Here is a 15,803-nt window from a genome sequence, read left to right as displayed (position 1 = left end):
TCGCGGGCATGCCCGCTGCCACAGGGGACGGCGGCACATTCAAAATCGTGTTCGTATCAGCGACGGGGAATTGACGTATCACGGCTTCGCTACCGTTGCTTGTATTGCCGGTGCACTTTGTGTGCCAGCCCGGCGCAATGCGGCATCCGGTGTGGCATTGGCGCTGCCCGAGCCTGTCAGGCTGCGGCGCACTTCCAGGTTACGGGAAATCACCAGCACCACCCGGCGGTTGCGTGCGCGCCCTTCGGCGGTATCGTTGCTGGCCACCGGCTGGTACTCGCCATAGCCCACCGAAGCCATGCGCGCCGGGTTGACGCCCTCCATGGCCAGCAGCCGCACGATGCTGGCCGCGCGCGCCGAGGACAACTCCCAGTTGGTAGGGTACTGCGCGGTGCGGATCGGCAGGTTGTCGGTGAAGCCTTCGACGTGCACCGGGTTGGCGAACGGCTTGAGGATGCTGGCCACCTTCTCGATGATCGCAAACGCCTTGTCACTGGGCATCGCGTCACCACTGCCAAACAGCAGCGACGAGTTGAGCTCGATCTCGATCCATAGCTCGTTGCCGCGCACGGTCATCTGGTCGCTGTTGATCAGGTCGCCGAAGGCATCGCGCACGTCATCGCTGATGGTTTTCAACGGGTCGACATTGGTCGCCGCCAGGCCCGCTTCGGTCTGCTCGCTGTCTTTGACCAGCGGTTCGGCCGGGCGCACGCTCAGCGGCTGCTCATCGCCAATCGGGATCGGCTTCATGCTGCGCTCGGGGTCGTTGAATACCCCGAGCAAGGCCTGGGAAATAACCTTGTACTTGCCCTCGTTGATCGAGGAAATGGAATACATCACCACGAAGAAGGCGAACAGCAACGTGATGAAGTCGGCGTACGACACCAGCCAGCGCTCGTGGTTTTCGTGTTCCTCGGTATGACGACGGCGACGCATGGGTTACTCCATGAAGCCTTGCAGCTTCAGCTCGATCGAGCGCGGGTTTTCACCTTCGGCAATCGACAGCAGGCCTTCGAGCAGCATTTCGCGGTAGCGCGACTGGCGCATGACGATGGCCTTGAGCTTGCTGGCGACCGGCAATAGCACAAGGTTGGCACTGGCCACACCGTAAATGGTCGCGACAAAAGCCACGGCAATGCCATTGCCCAGTTGCGACGGGTCGGCCAGATTGCCCATCACATGGATAAGGCCCATGACCGCACCGATGATGCCGATGGTCGGCGCATAGCCGCCCATGCTTTCGAATACCTTGGCTGCCTGGATGTCACGGCCCTCCTGGGTAAGGAGGTCGACCTCGAGGATGCTGCGGATGGCTTCCGGCTCGGCGCCATCCACCAGCAGTTGCAGGCCCTTGCGCGCATAGGGGTCGGGCTCGCTGTCCGCTACCCCTTCCAGGCCCAGCAGGCCTTCTTTGCGAGCGGTCAGGCTCCAGTTCACCACGCGGTCGATACCGCCCGCCAGGTCGACCCGCGGAGGAAACAGGATCCAACGCAAAATCTGCAAGGCGCGCTTGAACGACGACAGCGGCGACTGCAACAACGCCGCCGCCAGGGTGCCTCCCAGCACGATCAGAGCCGCCGGGCCATTGACCAGTGCACCGACATGACCGCCTTCAAGGAAGTTGCCACCGACAATGGCAACGAAAGCCAGGATCAGACCGATCAGGCTGAGGACGTCCATCAGACGCACGCCTCCACCAGGTGCTTGCCGATTTCGTCCAGGCTGTACACGGCATCCGCTAGGTTCGCCTTGACGATGGCCATGGGCATGCCATAAATCACGCAGCTGGCTTCATCCTGGGCCCACACCGTGCTGCCCCCCTGCTTGAGCAGGCGCGCGCCTTCGCGGCCATCGGCGCCCATGCCGGTGAGCACCACCGACAACACCTTGTCACCGTACGACTTGGCCGCCGAACCGAAGGTGATGTCCACGCACGGTTTGTAGTTCAGGCGCTCGTCGCCGGGCAGGATCTTCACCGTGCCACGGCCATCGATCATCATCTGCTTGCCACCGGGGGCCAGCAGGGCCAGGCCCGGGCGCAGCATGTCGCCGTCTTCGGCTTCCTTGACGCTGATGCGGCACAGCTTGTCCAGGCGTTCGGCAAACGCTTTGGTGAAGGCCGCCGGCATGTGCTGGATCAACACGATCGGTGCCGGGAAATTGGCCGGCAGCTGGGTCAGTACCCGCTGCAGCGCCACCGGCCCCCCCGTGGAGGTACCGATAGCCACCAGTTTGTAGGGTTTGCGCTTGGGTGCCGGCGACTGCGAGGCCGCCGGCGTCGGGGCCACTGCACGGGCAGGCGCTGCCGGGCGCGTCTGCGCCTGGCTGGTAAAGGTGCTGGCCGGCGCTGGCGCGGCGACCGGCGCCGTTCTGGCATAGCTGCCGATCCGGCGGTTGCTGCGCGAAATGGTGTGCACCTTCTCGCACAGCAACTGCTTGACCTTGTCAGGGTTGCGCGAGATGTCCTCGAAGTTTTTCGGCAGGTAGTCCACTGCGCCGGCATCCAGCGCGTCGAGGGTGACGCGGGCGCCTTCATGGGTCAGCGACGAGAACATCAACACGGGCGTCGGGCAGCGCTGCATGATGTGCCGCACGGCGGTAATGCCATCCATCATGGGCATTTCGTAGTCCATGGTGATCACATCGGGCTTGAGCGCCAGCGCCTGGTCGATTGCTTCCTTGCCGTTGGTCGCGGTACCCACTACCTGGATCGTTGGATCCGCCGAGAGGATTTCCGAGACACGGCGGCGGAAGAAACCAGAATCATCCACCACCAGGACCTTGACTGCCATAAACACTCCATTAGGCGGCGCAACCCGCCAGGGCGCGCCACCGAAATCAAATACGCCGCGCGGCGTAACGCTTGAGCATGCTCGGGACGTCGAGAATCAACGCGATGCGACCGTCGCCGGTAATGGTGGCCCCGGACATGCCCGGGGTGCCTTGCAGCATCTTGCCCAGCGGCTTGATGACCACTTCTTCCTGGCCCACCAGCTGATCAACGACAAAACCGATGCGCTGGGTGCCGACCGACAGAATCACCACGTGGCCCTCGTGCTGCTCTTCGTGCACCTGGCCCTGGACCAGCCAGCGCTTGAGGTAGAACAGCGGCAGCGCCTTGTCACGTACGATCACCACTTCCTGGCCGTCGACCACGTTGGTGCGCGACAGGTCGAGGTGGAAGATCTCGTTGACGTTGACCAGCGGGAAGGCAAACGCCTGGTTGCCCAGCATCACCATCAGGGTGGGCATGATCGCCAGGGTCAGCGGCACCTTGATGACGATCTTGGAGCCTTGGCCCTTGGCCGAGAAAATGTTGATCGAGCCGTTGAGCTGGGAGATCTTGGTTTTCACCACGTCCATGCCCACGCCACGCCCGGACACATCGGAAATCTCGGTCTTGGTCGAGAAGCCAGGGGCGAAGATCAGGTTGTAGCAGTCCGACTCGCTCAGGCGCTCGGCGGCGTCTTTGTCCATCAGGCCCTTTTCTACGGCCTTGGCACGCAGGATGTTCGGGTCCATGCCCTTGCCGTCGTCCGAGATCGACAGCAGGATGTGGTCGCCTTCCTGTTCGGCCGACAGCACTACACGGCCAGTACGCGCCTTGCCAGACGTTTCACGCTCGTCGGGCATCTCGATACCGTGGTCGACCGCATTGCGCACCAAGTGCACCAGCGGGTCGGCCAAGGCTTCTACGAGGTTCTTGTCAAGGTCGGTCTCTTCGCCGACCAGCTCCAGATTGATCTCTTTCTTCAACTGGCGCGCCAGGTCGCGGACCAGGCGCGGGAAGCGGCCGAAGACCTTCTTGATCGGCTGCATACGGGTTTTCATCACCGCGGTCTGCAGGTCGGCGGTGACCACGTCAAGGTTGGACACGGCCTTGGACATGGCCTCGTCGCCGCTGTTCAGGCCCAGGCGCACCAGGCGGTTACGCACCAGCACCAGTTCGCCGACCATGTTCATGATCTCGTCCAGGCGCGCGGTGTCGACGCGCACGGTGGTTTCCGCTTCGCTGGCGGCGTGCTTTTCGGCGGCCGGGGCCGGCGCGCGAGGCGCCGCGGCAGGTTTGCTGGCCGGCGAAGGCGCTGGCGCTGGCGCGGCAGCGGGCTTGGTCACTGGCGGGCTTTCGGCCTTGGCGGCAGCCGGCGCTTGCGCCTGGACAGCAGCCGGGGCTTCTACAGCGGCAACATCGCCACCAAACTTGCCCTTGCCGTGCAACTGGTCCAGCAGGGCTTCGAACTCGTGCTCGCTGATTTCATCGCTGGCTGCGCTGTTGTCTGGCGCGGCAGGTGCTGGTGCCTGGGCGGCTGGCAAGGCGCCAGCCTGGAAGGTGCCCTTGCCATGCAACTGGTCGAGCAGCGATTCGAATTCGGCGTCGGTGATCTCATCACTGACCGCTTCGCTGCTGACGGCAACCGGCGGCGCGGCGACCTCGGCATTGAACTGGCCCTTGCCGTGCAACTGGTCGAGCAGCGATTCGAACTCGGCGTCGGTGATTTCATCACCAGCACCGCTGACAGTCTCGCCCTGCATCTGCTCGTCGGCCGCCGCTTGCGCCTTGATCGCGTCGAGCGAGTCGAGCAACTGCTCGAACTCACTGTCAGTGATGTCCTGGTGTTGCTCCTCGGCCTCGGCCGGCGCTGCAGCCACCACGTCGGCAACCGGCGCCGGTGCAGGCGCTGCAACAGCTTCGGCTGCGCCAGGTTCGGCCAGGCGCGACAGCGCTGCCAGCAGTGCGGGGGTGGCCGGTGTCACTTCGGCACGCTCGCGCACCTGGCCGAACATGCTGTTGACCGTATCCAGTGCCTCGAGCACCACATCCATCAGTTCCGCATCGACACGGCGCTCACCTTTGCGCAGGACGTCGAACACGTTCTCGGCGATATGGCAGCACTCCACCAGCTCGTTCAGCTGAAGGAAGCCGGCGCCCCCTTTTACAGTGTGGAAACCGCGAAAGATCGCATTGAGCAGGTCGGCATCGTCAGGTCGGCTTTCCAGCTCGACCAGTTGCTCGGACAATTGCTCAAGTATTTCGCCGGCCTCTACCAGGAAATCCTGGAGGATTTCTTCATCGGCGCCGAAGCTCATCAAACGTGCTCCTTAAAAACCAAGGCTGGACAGCAGATCATCGACATCGTCCTGACCGGACACGACGTCTTCACGCTTATCGGCATGAATCTGCGGACCTTCACCCCGAGTCGGATGTTTTTCTCGATCTTTTTCTGCACGCAATTGATCGTGGTCATGTTTTATACCGGCAAAGCGGTCGACCTGGCTGGCCATCAGCACCAGCTTGAGCAGGTTGCTTTCCACCTCGGTCACCAGTGTGGTGACGCGCTTGATCACCTGGCCGGTCAGGTCCTGATAGTCCTGGGCCAGCAAAATGTCGTTGAGGTGCCCGGAAACCTTGCGGTTACCTTCGGCGCTGTGCGTCAGGAAACTGTCGACTCGCTTGACCAGATCACGAAATTCCGGCGCAGCCACTTCGCGGCGCATGAAGCGCTGCCAGTCGGTGCTCAGGGCCTTGGCCTCGTTGGCCAGCTCATTGAGCACCGGTGTGCTTTCCTCGACCAGGTCCATGGTGCGGTTGGCCGCGCCCTCGGTGAGCTTGACCACATACGACAGACGCTCGGTGGCGTCGGTAATCTGCGACACCTCTTCTGCCTGCGGCATGGTGGGGTCGATCTGGAAACTGACGATGGCACTGTGCAGCTCGCGAGTCAGCTTGCCGACTTCCTGGTACAGGCCGCGGTCGCGGGTCTGGTTCAGTTCGTGAATCAACTGTACCGCCTCGCCGAAACGGCCCCGCTCCAGGCTTTCGACCAACTCCTGGGCATGCTTCTTCAGGGTCGACTCGAACTCGCCCAAAGACGTTTGTGATGAATCCATGACGCGCCCCCCTGACGTGACTCAGCCGTTGACGCGTTCGAAGATCTTCTCGATCTTCTCTTTGAGCACCTGAGCGGTGAACGGCTTGACCACGTAACCATTGACGCCGGCCTGGGCCGCTTCAATGATCTGGTCGCGCTTGGCTTCAGCGGTCACCATCAAGACCGGCATGCTTTTCAGCTTGTCGCTGGCACGCACTTTACGCAGCAGGTCGATGCCGGACATGCCCGGCATGTTCCAGTCGGTCACCAGGAAGTCGTAGTGACCGTTTTCCAGCATCGGCAACGCCGTGGTGCCGTCATCGGCTTCGTCGGTGTTGGTGAAACCCAGGTCACGCAACAGGTTCTTGATGATCCGCCGCATCGTCGAAAAGTCGTCAACGATGAGGATTTTCATGTTCTTGTCCAATTAGACCTCCAAGCAGTCTCAAACGCGCTCGGCCTACCGAGCACGCACTCATTCAATTCGGTACAACGTGGAAAACGACTGCAACGACAGTGGGCTCAACGCGCCCGCCATTCCCCCAGGCGGCTGCGCAGGCGCGCGGCACATTGGCTGTGCAACTGGCTGACCCGCGACTCGCTGACACCCAGCACCTCACCGATCTCCTTGAGGTTCAGCTCTTCGTCGTAGTACAGCGCCAGCACCAGGCGCTCACGCTCCGGCAGGTTGGCGATAGCCTCGGTCAGGGCAGCCTGGAAGCGCTCCTCCTCCAGGCCGCGCGCAGGTTCGACCTGGCCACTGGCGCCATCCTCATGCAGCCCTTCGTGCTCGCCGTCCTGCAACAGGTCGTCGAAGCTGAACAGGCGGCTGCCCAGGGTATCGTTCAAGATCCCGTAGTAATCATCGAGACTCAATTGGAGTTCGGCAGCAACTTCATGATCTTTAGCGTCACGGCCTGTTCTGGCTTCAACCGCACGCATGGCATCACTGACCATACGGGTGTTGCGGTGTACCGAACGCGGCGCCCAATCGCCTTTGCGCACTTCGTCCAGCATGGCCCCGCGGATGCGGATGCCGGCGTAGGTCTCAAAGCTGGCGCCCTTGCTGGCGTCGTATTTGTTGGCCACTTCCAGCAGGCCAATCATGCCGGCCTGGATCAGGTCCTCGACTTGCACATTGGCCGGCAAGCGCGCCAACAGGTGGTAGGCGATGCGCTTGACCAGCGGCGCGTAGCGTTCGATCAGCTCGTACTGGGCGTCCTTCGCCGCCCGGCTGTACATCTTGAAGCCGCTGGCGTTCATAGTACGGGTCCCGCGCTGGTGGGTTGCACCAAGCGCTCGACAAAGAACTCCAGATGGCCGCGCGGATTGGCCGGCAGCGGCCAGCTGTCGACCTTCTGGGCAATCGCCTTGAAGGCCAGCGCGCACTTGGAGCGAGGGAAGGCTTCGTAGACGGCACGCTGCTTCTGCACCGCCTTGCGCACGCACTCGTCGTACGGCACAGCCCCCACGTACTGCAGGGCAACGTCAAGGAAGCGGTCGGTGACCTTGGTCAGCTTGGCAAACAGGTTGCGCCCTTCCTGCGGGCTCTGCGCCATGTTGGCCAAAACACGGAAACGGTTCATGCCATAGTCGCGATTGAGCAGCTTGATCAACGCGTAGGCGTCGGTAATCGAGGTAGGTTCATCACACACCACCAGCAGCACTTCCTGGGCGGCGCGAACGAAGCTGACCACCGAGTCACCGATACCCGCAGCGGTATCGATCACCAACACATCGAGGTTGTCGCCGATCTCGCTGAACGCCTGGATCAACCCGGCATGCTGGGCCGGGGCCAGATGCACCATGCTCTGGGTGCCCGAGGCTGCCGGTACGATACGCACACCGCCGGGGCCCTGCAGCATCACGTCACGCAGCTCGCAACGCCCTTCAATCACATCGGCGAGGGTACGTTTGGGGGTAAGGCCCAGCAACACGTCGACATTGGCCAGGCCCAGGTCGGCGTCCAGCAGCATGACCCTGCGGCCAAGCTCGGCCAGCGCCAGGGACAAGTTCACTGAAACGTTAGTCTTGCCGACGCCACCTTTGCCACCGGTCACGGCGATCACCTGTACGGGATGCATGCTACCCATGTCTGTTCTTTACCTTGTCTCGCTGGGACTCAGGCCACACGTAGGGCAATTCTGCGTGCCCCTTGGCATAGCGACTTTGCACACGCTTCATGGTCAACCCGCTCGCCGTGGGTTGTGATAGAGATCAGCGAACATGTCGGCCATGGCCTCTTCGCTGGGCTCGTCCTGCTGCTGCACATTCACCGCCCGCGTGACCAACTGGTGGCCCCGCGGCAGGTGCAGGTCGTCAGGAATGCGTGGGCCATCGGTAAGATAGGCCACTGGCAGTTCATGACTGATGGCAAGGCTCAACACATCGCCAAGGCTCGCCGTTTCATCGAGTTTGGTCAGGATGCAGCCGGCCAGGCCACAGCGCTTGTAGCTGTGGTAGGCGGCGGTCAGCACCTGCTTCTGGCTGGTGGTGGCCAGCACCAGGTAGTTCTTCGCGGCAATGCCACGCCCGGCCAAGGTTTCCAGTTGCATGCGCAGCGCAGGGTCGCTGGCTTGCAGGCCGGCAGTATCGATCAGCACCACGCGCTTGCGCAGCAGTGGTTCCAGCGCTGCTGCCAGCGACTGGCCCGGGTCGACGTAAGTCACCGGCACGTTGAGGATGCGGCCCAGGGTCTTGAGCTGCTCCTGGGCGCCGATACGGAAGCTGTCCATGCTCACCAGCGCCAGGTTCTGCGCGCCGTACTTGAGCACGTAGCGCGCGGCCAGCTTGGCCAGGGTGGTGGTCTTGCCCATGCCCGCCGGGCCGACCATGGCAATCACCCCGCCCTCTTCGATCGGCTCGATTTCAGGCACTTCGATCATCCGCGCCAAGTGAGCCAGCAGCATGCGCCAGGCCTGGCGCGGCTCTTCGATCTCGGCGGTCAGGTCCAGCAGCTCGCGGGCGATCGGCCCGGACAGGCCAATACGCTGCAGGCGGCGCCAAAGGTTGGCCTGCTGCGGCTTGCTGCCCTGCAGCTGATTCCAGGCCAGCGAGCCGAGTTGCACTTCCAGCAGCTCGCGCAGGCCCGACAGCTCGGAGCGCATGGCATCGAACAGGCGTGGGTCAACCGGCGCAGCAGCCGGTACGGCGGCGGCCTCCGGGGCCTCGACGTGCGGCTCGATCAACGGTTCGGCAGCGGTCAAAGATTGCCCGGCGAACAATTGGCGGTTGTTGTCGCTGCTGTCCTGGCGCTGGTCCAGCTCGGCCTGGGCAGTGGCAATGCGCGTATGGGTCTTGCGCAGCTCTTCTTCCAGCTCGGCGTTGGGCACACGCGGGGCCAGGGCGGACAGCTTGTAGTCCAGCGCGGCCGTCAGCTCGACACCACCGGCAATGCGGCGGTTGCCAATGATCGCGGCATCGGCGCCCAGCTCGTCACGGACCAGTTTCATGGCCTGACGCATATCGGCGGCGAAAAATCGCTTAACTTGCATTATCCCCTACCTCAGCCGTTAGGGCCCACGGTGGCAACGATGGTGACTTGCTTGTTGTCAGGTATTTCCTGATACGCCAGAACATGCAAATTCGGTACAGCCAGGCGACCGAAACGCGACAACATAGCGCGGATCGGGCCGGCGACCAGCAGAATGGCCGGCTGACCCTGCATTTCCTGGCGCTGGGCCGCCTCGATCAGCGAACGTTGCAGCTTCTCGGCCATGCTAGGTTCCAGAAGAACACCGTCTTCCTGACCCTGCCCGGCCCTTTGCAGACTATTCAGCAAAATCTGTTCCAACCTTGGCTCCAGGGTAATCACTGGTAGCTCCGACTCAACGCCGACAATGCTTTGCACGATGGCGCGACACAATCCGACGCGCACCACCGCCACCAGCGCGGCGGTATCTTGACTCTTGCCCGCGTTGTTCGCGATGGCCTCGGCAATACTGCGAATATCGCGCACTGGCACCTGTTCCGACAACAGGGCTTGCAGCACCTTGAGCAGCCCCGACAAGGAAATGACGCCCGGGACCAGCTCTTCTGCAAGTTTAGGCGATGCCTTGGCCAGCACCTGCAGCAGCTGCTGAACCTCTTCGTGGCCGATCAGCTCGTGGCAGTGCTTCTGCAGGATCTGGTTGAGGTGGGTGGCCACCACGGTGCTGGCATCGACCACGGTGTAACCCAGCGACTGCGCCTGTGAGCGCTGGCCGACGTCGATCCACACCGCCTCCAGGCCAAACGCCGGGTCGCGCGCGGCAATACCGTTGAGGGTGCCAAACACCTGCCCAGGGTTGATCGCCAGTTCGCGGTCCGGATAGATCTCCGCCTCGGCCAGAATCACCCCCATCAGGGTCAGGCGGTACGCGCTGGGTTGCAGGTCGAGGTTGTCACGAATGTGCACGGTGGGCATCAGGAAGCCCAGGTCCTGCGACAGCTTCTTGCGCACGCCCTTGATCCGCGCCAGCAACTGGCCGCCCTGGTTGCGATCGACCAGCGGGATCAGCCGATAGCCGACCTCCAGGCCGATCATGTCGATAGGGGTGACGTCGTCCCAACCCAGCTCCTTGGTTTCCAGCGCGCGCTGAGGCGAGGGCAGCAGGTCCTGCTGGCGCTGCGCCTCTTGCTGGGCTTTGACCTTGGCCTGCTGCTGCTTCTTCCACACCAGGTAGGCGCCGCCGGCCGCCATCAGGCCAAGGCTGAGGAAGGCAATGTGCGGCATGCCCGGCACCAGGCCCATGACGATCATCAGCCCCGCCGACACCGCCAGCGCCTTGGGCGAATCGAACATCTGCCGGTTGATCAGCTTGCCCATGTCTTCAGAGCCTGAAGCACGGGTGACCATGATCGCGGCGGCGGTGGACAGCAGCAGTGATGGCAATTGCGCCACCAAACCGTCACCGATGGTCAGCAGGGCATAGACCTTGCCGGCCTCGCTGAACGACATATTGTGCTGCAGCATGCCGATGAGCATGCCACCGATCAGGTTGATGAACAGGATCAGCAAGCCGGCGATGGCGTCGCCGCGCACGAACTTGCTGGCACCGTCCATCGAACCGTAGAACTCGGCCTCCTGCGCCACCTCGGCACGGCGGTGCTTGGCCTGGGCCTGGTCGATCAGGCCGGCATTGAGGTCGGCGTCGATGGCCATCTGCTTGCCAGGCATGGCGTCGAGGGTGAAACGCGCACTCACTTCCGAGATACGCCCGGCACCCTTGGTCACCACCACGAAGTTGATGATCATTAGGATGGCGAATACCACGGCACCGACCACGTAGTTACCGCCGATCACCACCTCACCGAAGGCCTGGATCACTTTACCGGCAGCGCCATGGCCCTCCTGGCCATGCAGCATGACCACACGGGTGGACGCGACGTTCAGGGCCAGGCGCAACAACGTGGCCACCAGCAGGATGGTCGGGAACGCGGCAAAGTCGAGCGGGCGCAAGGCGTATACACAGACCAGCAGCACCACGATCGACAGGGCGATGTTGAAGGTGAAGAACACGTCGAGCAGGAACGGCGGTATCGGCAACATCATCATTGCCAACATCACCAGCAGCAACAGCGGCACACCCAGGTTGCCCCGGCCGAGCCCGGCCAGGTTGTTGCGGGCGTTGCTGATTAACTGAGTGCGATCCACCGCGAGTCCTCTTGATGCAAAACTTTGACGCCCAGGGGGCGCCTGGGCGTGGCTTTGCAAGAAGCTTTCCAACTTTGCTCGGCGAAGGATTTATGTTGCTGGTACCGGCCCTTTCGCGGGTAAACCCGCTCCTACACGACGGCCCGCGCCCAATCACCGATGTGTGTCCATCCCCGATCAGGTGTAGGAGCGGGTTTACCCGCGAATACGGTAGCGGCGGCAACGGTGAACGGCGGGTGGAGATTGGCCAGCAGGCCCGGCCCTTTCGCGGGTGAACCCGCTCCTACAGCGCGCCAACCGCCGACATGTGCCCACCACCGTGGTAGGAGCGGGTTTACCCGCGAAAGAGCCAGAAGCCGTGACACAAGATCAACTGTCGCGGCGCAGGTCCGGCGGGATCGGCAGGTCGTCCTTCAGCGGCTCTGGGCGCTTGCCCTTGCCGGCGCGGTATTGGCGAATCTGGAACACATACGCAAGCACCTGCGCCACCGCCAGGTACAGCCCCGCCGGGATCTCCTGCTCAAGTTCGGTGGAGTAATAAATCGCCCGCGCCAGCGCCGGCGATTCGAGGATCTGGATGTTGTGCTCCACGCCAATTTCACGAATCTTCAACGCCATGAAATCGCTACCCTTGGCCAGCAGCAACGGCGCCGCACCGCCTTTCTCCGGGTCGTATTGCAAAGCCACCGCATAATGCGTCGGGTTGGTGATGATCACGTCTGCATCCGGCACCGCCGCCATCATGCGCCGCTGCGACACCTCGCGCTGCAGTTGGCGAATACGTTGCTTGACTTCGGGCTTGCCCTCGCTGTCCTTGTACTCGTCGCGCACTTCCTGCTTGGTCATCTTCATTTTCTTGTGCGTCTGGTACAGCTGGAACGGCACATCTGCCGCGGCAATCAGCAACAGCCCGGCTGACATCCACAAGGCACTCCAGCCCACCACCTGCAAGCTATGGATGATCGCCTGCTCCAGCGGCTCATTGGCAATCGACAGCAAGGCCTGGCGATCACCGGAGAGCACCACCACCGCCACCACCAGAATCACGAAGAACTTGGCCAGCGCCTTGAGCAATTCAGTCAGGGCCTGCATCGAGAACATGCGCTTGATCCCCGCCAGCGGGTTCATGCGGCTGAATTTTGGCTGCAGCAAGCTGCCCGAGAACAGGAAGCCACTAAGCGCGATGGGCGCCACGAAGGAAACCACGAACAGCAGGATCAGCACCGGCTGCACCGCCCATATGGCCATCTTGCCCGAGGCCAGCAGGAAGGCACCCATGGCCCGTTCATCGACGATGATGTCGCGGGTCAAACTGAAGTTCATGCGCATCAACGCAAGCAATGTCTCGGCCACGTGGCCACCGAACGCCAGCAGGCCACCGGCACCCGCCAGGGTCACCGCCACCGTGTTCAGCTCCTTGGAGCGGGCGACCTCGCCCTTCTCGCGGGCGTCGCGCTTGCGCTTTTCGGTGGGGTCTTCTGTCTTGTCCTGACCGCTCTCGCTTTCTGCCATGCTCAGCGCACCCTCGCCAGCTCACGCAGCCATTGCAGCGTTTCGCTGGCCAATGCCTGATAGTGGGACAGGACATCGGCCAGGCCGACCCAGAAGATGAACATGCCCATGACCAAGGTCAGCGGGAAGCCGATGGAGAAAATGTTCAGCTGCGGCGCGGCGCGGGTCATTACGCCAAAGGCAATGTTCACCACCAGCAGCGCAGCGATCACCGGCAGAATCAACAGCAGGCCGGCACCGAACACCCAGCCCATGCGCCCGGCCAGCTCCCAGAAGTGGTTGACCACCAGCGCACTCCCCACCGGCAAGGTGGTAAAACTTTCGGTCAGTACCTCGAACACCACCAGGTGGCCGTTCATCAACAGGAACAACACACTCACCAGCATGGTCATGAACTGGCTGATTACCGTGACGTTGACCCCGTTGGCGGGGTCGACCATCGAGGCGAACGCCATACCCATCTGTACCGCGACGATTTGCCCGGCAACCACGAAAGCCTGAAACAGCAACTGCAAGGCCAGGCCAAACAGCGCACCAACGATGATCTGCTCGGCGCACAGCAGCATACCGCGCAGGCTCAACGGGTCGAACTCGGGCAGCGGCGGCAATGCCGGCACGATCACCACGGTCACCGCCACCCCCACGTACAGGCGAATCCGCGCCGGCAACATGCGGGTACCGAAGATTGGCATGGTCATCAGCACCGCAGTCACCCTGAACAACGGCAGGATGAAGGTGGCGACCCAGGTGCCAATCTGCGTGTCGGTCAGCTCCAGCATCGCCGCGTCAACCAATGAGCTGCGGGATGTTGGTGTAAAGGGTGGTGAAGTACTCCATGAACTTCTGCACCAGCCACGGCCCGGCGATGATCAGCGTGATCAGCATCACCAGCAGGCGCGGCAAAAAGCTCAAGGTCTGTTCGTTGATCTGCGTGGCAGCCTGGAACATCGCCACCACCAGGCCCACCAACAGGCTCGGCACCACCAGCACGGCGACCATGAGGGTGGTCAGCCACAGGGCATCACGAAACAGGTCGACAGCGACTTCAGGTGTCATCGGCGGCTCTCCTTGACGGCGTCAGACGCCGCCGAAACTGCTGGCCAGGGTGCCCATGATCAACGCCCAACCATCGACCAGCACGAACAGCATGATCTTGAAAGGTAGCGAGATGATCAGCGGCGACAGCATCATCATACCCATCGCCATCAGCACACTGGCCACGACCATGTCGATGATCAGGAACGGGATGAAGATCATGAAACCGATCTGGAACGCCGTCTTCAACTCGGAAGTGACGAACGCCGGCACCAGGATCGTCAGCGGCACCTGGTCGGGGCCGGCGATGTCGGTACGCTTGGACAAGCGCATGAACAGGTCAAGGTCGCTTTGCCGGGTTTGCGCCAGCATGAAGTCCTTGAGCGGCCCCTGGGCCTTGTCGATCGCCTGCTGGGCAGTCATCTGCTCCTTCAGGTAAGGCTGCAGCGCGTCCTGGTTCACCCGATCGAACACCGGCGCCATGATGAACATGGTCAGGAACAGCGCCATGCCGGTCAGCAACTGGTTGGACGGCGTCTGCTGCAGGCCCAGGGCCTGGCGCAGGATCGAGAACACGATGATGATGCGGGTAAAACTGGTCATCAGGATGACGAACGCCGGGATGAAGCTCAGCGCGGTCATGATCAGCAGGATTTGCAGACTGACCGAATATTCCTGTTGCCCGTCCGGGGTGTTGGACAGGGTGATGGCCGGGATCGACAGCGGGTCGGCGGCCAGGGCCAGCGGCGCAGCCAGCAGCAGCGCCAGAGTCAACAACGTACGCAGCGCGCCGCTCATCACTTGTTGTCCTTAGGGTCCTTGCCCATCAGCTCCATCAGCCGCTGGGCAAACTCCGGCGTCGCCTGACGGACGCTTGCCGGCACTTCCACGGGTTCGGCCAGTACGTGCAGCGCCTCGATACTGCCGGGGGTATGGCCGATCAGGATCTGCTCCTTGCCCACCTGCACCAGCAGCAGGCGGTCACGCGGGCCGATGGCACGGCTGCCGACAATCTCGATCACCTGCCCACCCTTCACTGCGGTGCTCTGCAGGCGCCGCAGCAGCCAGGCCAGAAAGAAGATCAGGCCCACCACCAGCAGCAGGCCCAAGACCATCTGCGCCAGCTGCCCGCCAAGACTGCCAGGTTGAGCCGCCGGGGTGGCTGCTGGCGTGGCCGCAGCCAGGCAGGCGTGGCTGGCGAACAGCACCGCTGCCGCAGCGATGGCGCGCATCGTGCCCTTCACTCAGCGCAGCTTCTTGATACGTTCGCTGGGGCTGATCACGTCGGTCAGGCGGATGCCGAACTTTTCGTTGACCACGACCACTTCGCCATGGGCGATCAGCGTGCCGTTGACCAGCACGTCGAGCGGCTCGCCGGCCAGGCGGTCGAGCTCGATCACCGAGCCCTGGTTGAGCTGCAGCAGGTTGCGGATGTTGATCTCGGTGCTGCCCACTTCCATGGAAATGTTCACCGGGATGTCCAGGATCACGTCCAGGTTCGGGCCTTCGAGGCTGACATTTTCGTTCGGCTTCGGCGAGCTGGCGAATTCTTCCATCGGCAGGCGGCCCGGGCCGCTGCTGCCGGTGTCCCCGCCCAGCAGCGCATCGATGTCGGCCTGGCCGGCAGAACCGGTTTCTTCCAACGCTGCGGCCCACTCATCGGCCAGTGCCTGGTCCTCCGGGGAGGTGATCTCGTTTTCGTTAGCCATGATTTCCTCGACAGGCATTCAATTCGTTGTAAGCGACCGGCA

At 62.7% G+C, this 15,803-nt stretch carries 16 protein-coding genes; all 16 read right to left on the bottom strand.

All coding sequences use genetic code 11. The features are described 5' to 3' along the window. Positions 1 to 78 precede the first annotated feature (78 nt). The 16 genes from motD to fliN all read right to left on the bottom strand — a co-directional run bounded on the left by motD (position 79) and on the right by fliN (position 15,761). Complete coding sequence (gene motD, locus AC3RCM_RS08090; RefSeq protein ID WP_104886510.1) at positions 79 to 936, bottom strand: flagellar motor protein MotD; 858 nt, start codon at positions 934 to 936, stop codon at positions 79 to 81. 3 nt (positions 937 to 939) lie between these two features. Next, positions 940 to 1,680, bottom strand: a complete 741-nt coding sequence (locus AC3RCM_RS08085) for a flagellar motor protein (protein ID WP_014590163.1) — start codon at positions 1,678 to 1,680, stop codon at positions 940 to 942. Beyond that, positions 1,680 to 2,792, bottom strand: a complete 1,113-nt coding sequence (locus AC3RCM_RS08080) for a protein-glutamate methylesterase/protein-glutamine glutaminase (RefSeq protein ID WP_020191817.1) — start codon at positions 2,790 to 2,792, stop codon at positions 1,680 to 1,682. Before AC3RCM_RS08080 ends, AC3RCM_RS08085 begins: the two co-directional genes overlap by 1 nt. Before the next feature lie 46 nt (positions 2,793 to 2,838). Then, complete coding sequence (locus AC3RCM_RS08075) at positions 2,839 to 5,088, bottom strand: chemotaxis protein CheA (protein WP_104886511.1); 2,250 nt, start codon at positions 5,086 to 5,088, stop codon at positions 2,839 to 2,841. Between the two features lie 12 nt (positions 5,089 to 5,100). After that, on the bottom strand, positions 5,101 to 5,889 hold the full coding sequence (locus AC3RCM_RS08070) for a protein phosphatase CheZ (protein ID WP_010955069.1): 789 nt from the start codon (positions 5,887 to 5,889) through the stop codon (positions 5,101 to 5,103). Between the two features lie 21 nt (positions 5,890 to 5,910). Further along, positions 5,911 to 6,285, bottom strand: coding sequence for a chemotaxis response regulator CheY (locus AC3RCM_RS08065; protein WP_010955070.1), 375 nt, complete (start codon positions 6,283 to 6,285; stop codon positions 5,911 to 5,913). A gap of 107 nt (positions 6,286 to 6,392) precedes the next feature. Further along, positions 6,393 to 7,133 carry an RNA polymerase sigma factor FliA gene (fliA, locus tag AC3RCM_RS08060; protein ID WP_003254406.1) on the bottom strand — a complete coding sequence of 247 codons (741 nt, stop codon included), beginning with the start codon at positions 7,131 to 7,133 and terminating at the stop codon, positions 6,393 to 6,395. Then, positions 7,130 to 7,963 carry a flagellar synthesis regulator FleN gene (gene fleN / locus AC3RCM_RS08055; RefSeq protein WP_003254408.1) on the bottom strand — a complete coding sequence of 278 codons (834 nt, stop codon included), beginning with the start codon at positions 7,961 to 7,963 and terminating at the stop codon, positions 7,130 to 7,132. The genes fliA and fleN overlap by 4 nt, the downstream gene beginning before the upstream one ends. Positions 7,964 to 8,056: 93 nt before the next feature. Next, complete coding sequence (gene flhF / locus AC3RCM_RS08050; RefSeq protein WP_014590160.1) at positions 8,057 to 9,364, bottom strand: flagellar biosynthesis GTPase FlhF; 1,308 nt, start codon at positions 9,362 to 9,364, stop codon at positions 8,057 to 8,059. Positions 9,365 to 9,375: 11 nt separating this feature from the next. After that, the gene (flhA, locus tag AC3RCM_RS08045; RefSeq protein ID WP_003254410.1) at positions 9,376 to 11,505 is read right to left on the bottom strand and encodes a flagellar biosynthesis protein FlhA; all 2,130 of its coding nucleotides are present in this window, start codon (positions 11,503 to 11,505) and stop codon (positions 9,376 to 9,378) included. 369 nt (positions 11,506 to 11,874) lie between these two features. Beyond that, a complete protein-coding gene (gene flhB, locus AC3RCM_RS08040; protein ID WP_104886512.1) occupies positions 11,875 to 13,017 on the bottom strand; it encodes a flagellar biosynthesis protein FlhB in 1,143 nt (380 codons plus the stop codon). Between the two features lie 2 nt (positions 13,018 to 13,019). Beyond that, the gene (fliR, locus tag AC3RCM_RS08035) at positions 13,020 to 13,796 is read right to left on the bottom strand and encodes a flagellar biosynthetic protein FliR (protein ID WP_104886513.1); all 777 of its coding nucleotides are present in this window, start codon (positions 13,794 to 13,796) and stop codon (positions 13,020 to 13,022) included. Positions 13,797 to 13,803: 7 nt separating this feature from the next. Then, a complete protein-coding gene (gene fliQ, locus AC3RCM_RS08030) occupies positions 13,804 to 14,073 on the bottom strand; it encodes a flagellar biosynthesis protein FliQ (protein WP_014590156.1) in 270 nt (89 codons plus the stop codon). A 21-nt stretch (positions 14,074 to 14,094) separates the two neighbouring features. Continuing rightward, positions 14,095 to 14,850: a flagellar type III secretion system pore protein FliP gene (gene fliP, locus AC3RCM_RS08025; RefSeq protein ID WP_003254415.1), complete on the bottom strand. Its 756-nt coding sequence runs from the start codon at positions 14,848 to 14,850 to the stop codon at positions 14,095 to 14,097. Then, entirely contained in the window at positions 14,850 to 15,284 is a 435-nt protein-coding gene (gene fliO, locus AC3RCM_RS08020; RefSeq protein WP_050545952.1) for a flagellar biosynthetic protein FliO, read from the bottom strand. Before fliO ends, fliP begins: the two co-directional genes overlap by 1 nt. Before the next feature lie 12 nt (positions 15,285 to 15,296). Beyond that, a complete protein-coding gene (gene fliN / locus AC3RCM_RS08015; protein WP_003254417.1) occupies positions 15,297 to 15,761 on the bottom strand; it encodes a flagellar motor switch protein FliN in 465 nt (154 codons plus the stop codon). Between the last annotated feature and the right edge of the window lie 42 nt (positions 15,762 to 15,803).

It is taken from the genome of Pseudomonas sp. GW823-FHT05G12 (assembly GCF_058795575.1).
Note: the sequence above shows the minus strand (reverse complement) of the source record. Positions and strands in the feature narration are given on the sequence as shown.

Coding starts and splice junctions, on each gene's coding strand:
- motD (WP_104886510.1), bottom strand. CDS start 936: ATGCGTCGCCGTCGTCATACCGAGGAACACGAAAACCACGAGCGCTGG.
- fliQ (WP_014590156.1), bottom strand. CDS start 14,073: ATGACACCTGAAGTCGCTGTCGACCTGTTTCGTGATGCCCTGTGGCTG.
- fliR (WP_104886513.1), bottom strand. CDS start 13,796: ATGCTGGAGCTGACCGACACGCAGATTGGCACCTGGGTCGCCACCTTC.
- AC3RCM_RS08070 (WP_010955069.1), bottom strand. CDS start 5,889: ATGGATTCATCACAAACGTCTTTGGGCGAGTTCGAGTCGACCCTGAAG.
- fliA (WP_003254406.1), bottom strand. CDS start 7,133: ATGAACGCCAGCGGCTTCAAGATGTACAGCCGGGCGGCGAAGGACGCC.
- fliN (WP_003254417.1), bottom strand. CDS start 15,761: ATGGCTAACGAAAACGAGATCACCTCCCCGGAGGACCAGGCACTGGCC.
- fleN (WP_003254408.1), bottom strand. CDS start 7,963: ATGGGTAGCATGCATCCCGTACAGGTGATCGCCGTGACCGGTGGCAAA.
- fliP (WP_003254415.1), bottom strand. CDS start 14,850: ATGAGCGGCGCGCTGCGTACGTTGTTGACTCTGGCGCTGCTGCTGGCT.
- AC3RCM_RS08080 (WP_020191817.1), bottom strand. CDS start 2,792: ATGGCAGTCAAGGTCCTGGTGGTGGATGATTCTGGTTTCTTCCGCCGC.
- fliO (WP_050545952.1), bottom strand. CDS start 15,284: ATGCGCGCCATCGCTGCGGCAGCGGTGCTGTTCGCCAGCCACGCCTGC.
- flhB (WP_104886512.1), bottom strand. CDS start 13,017: ATGGCAGAAAGCGAGAGCGGTCAGGACAAGACAGAAGACCCCACCGAA.
- AC3RCM_RS08085 (WP_014590163.1), bottom strand. CDS start 1,680: ATGGACGTCCTCAGCCTGATCGGTCTGATCCTGGCTTTCGTTGCCATT.
- AC3RCM_RS08075 (WP_104886511.1), bottom strand. CDS start 5,088: ATGAGCTTCGGCGCCGATGAAGAAATCCTCCAGGATTTCCTGGTAGAG.
- AC3RCM_RS08065 (WP_010955070.1), bottom strand. CDS start 6,285: ATGAAAATCCTCATCGTTGACGACTTTTCGACGATGCGGCGGATCATC.
- flhF (WP_014590160.1), bottom strand. CDS start 9,364: ATGCAAGTTAAGCGATTTTTCGCCGCCGATATGCGTCAGGCCATGAAA.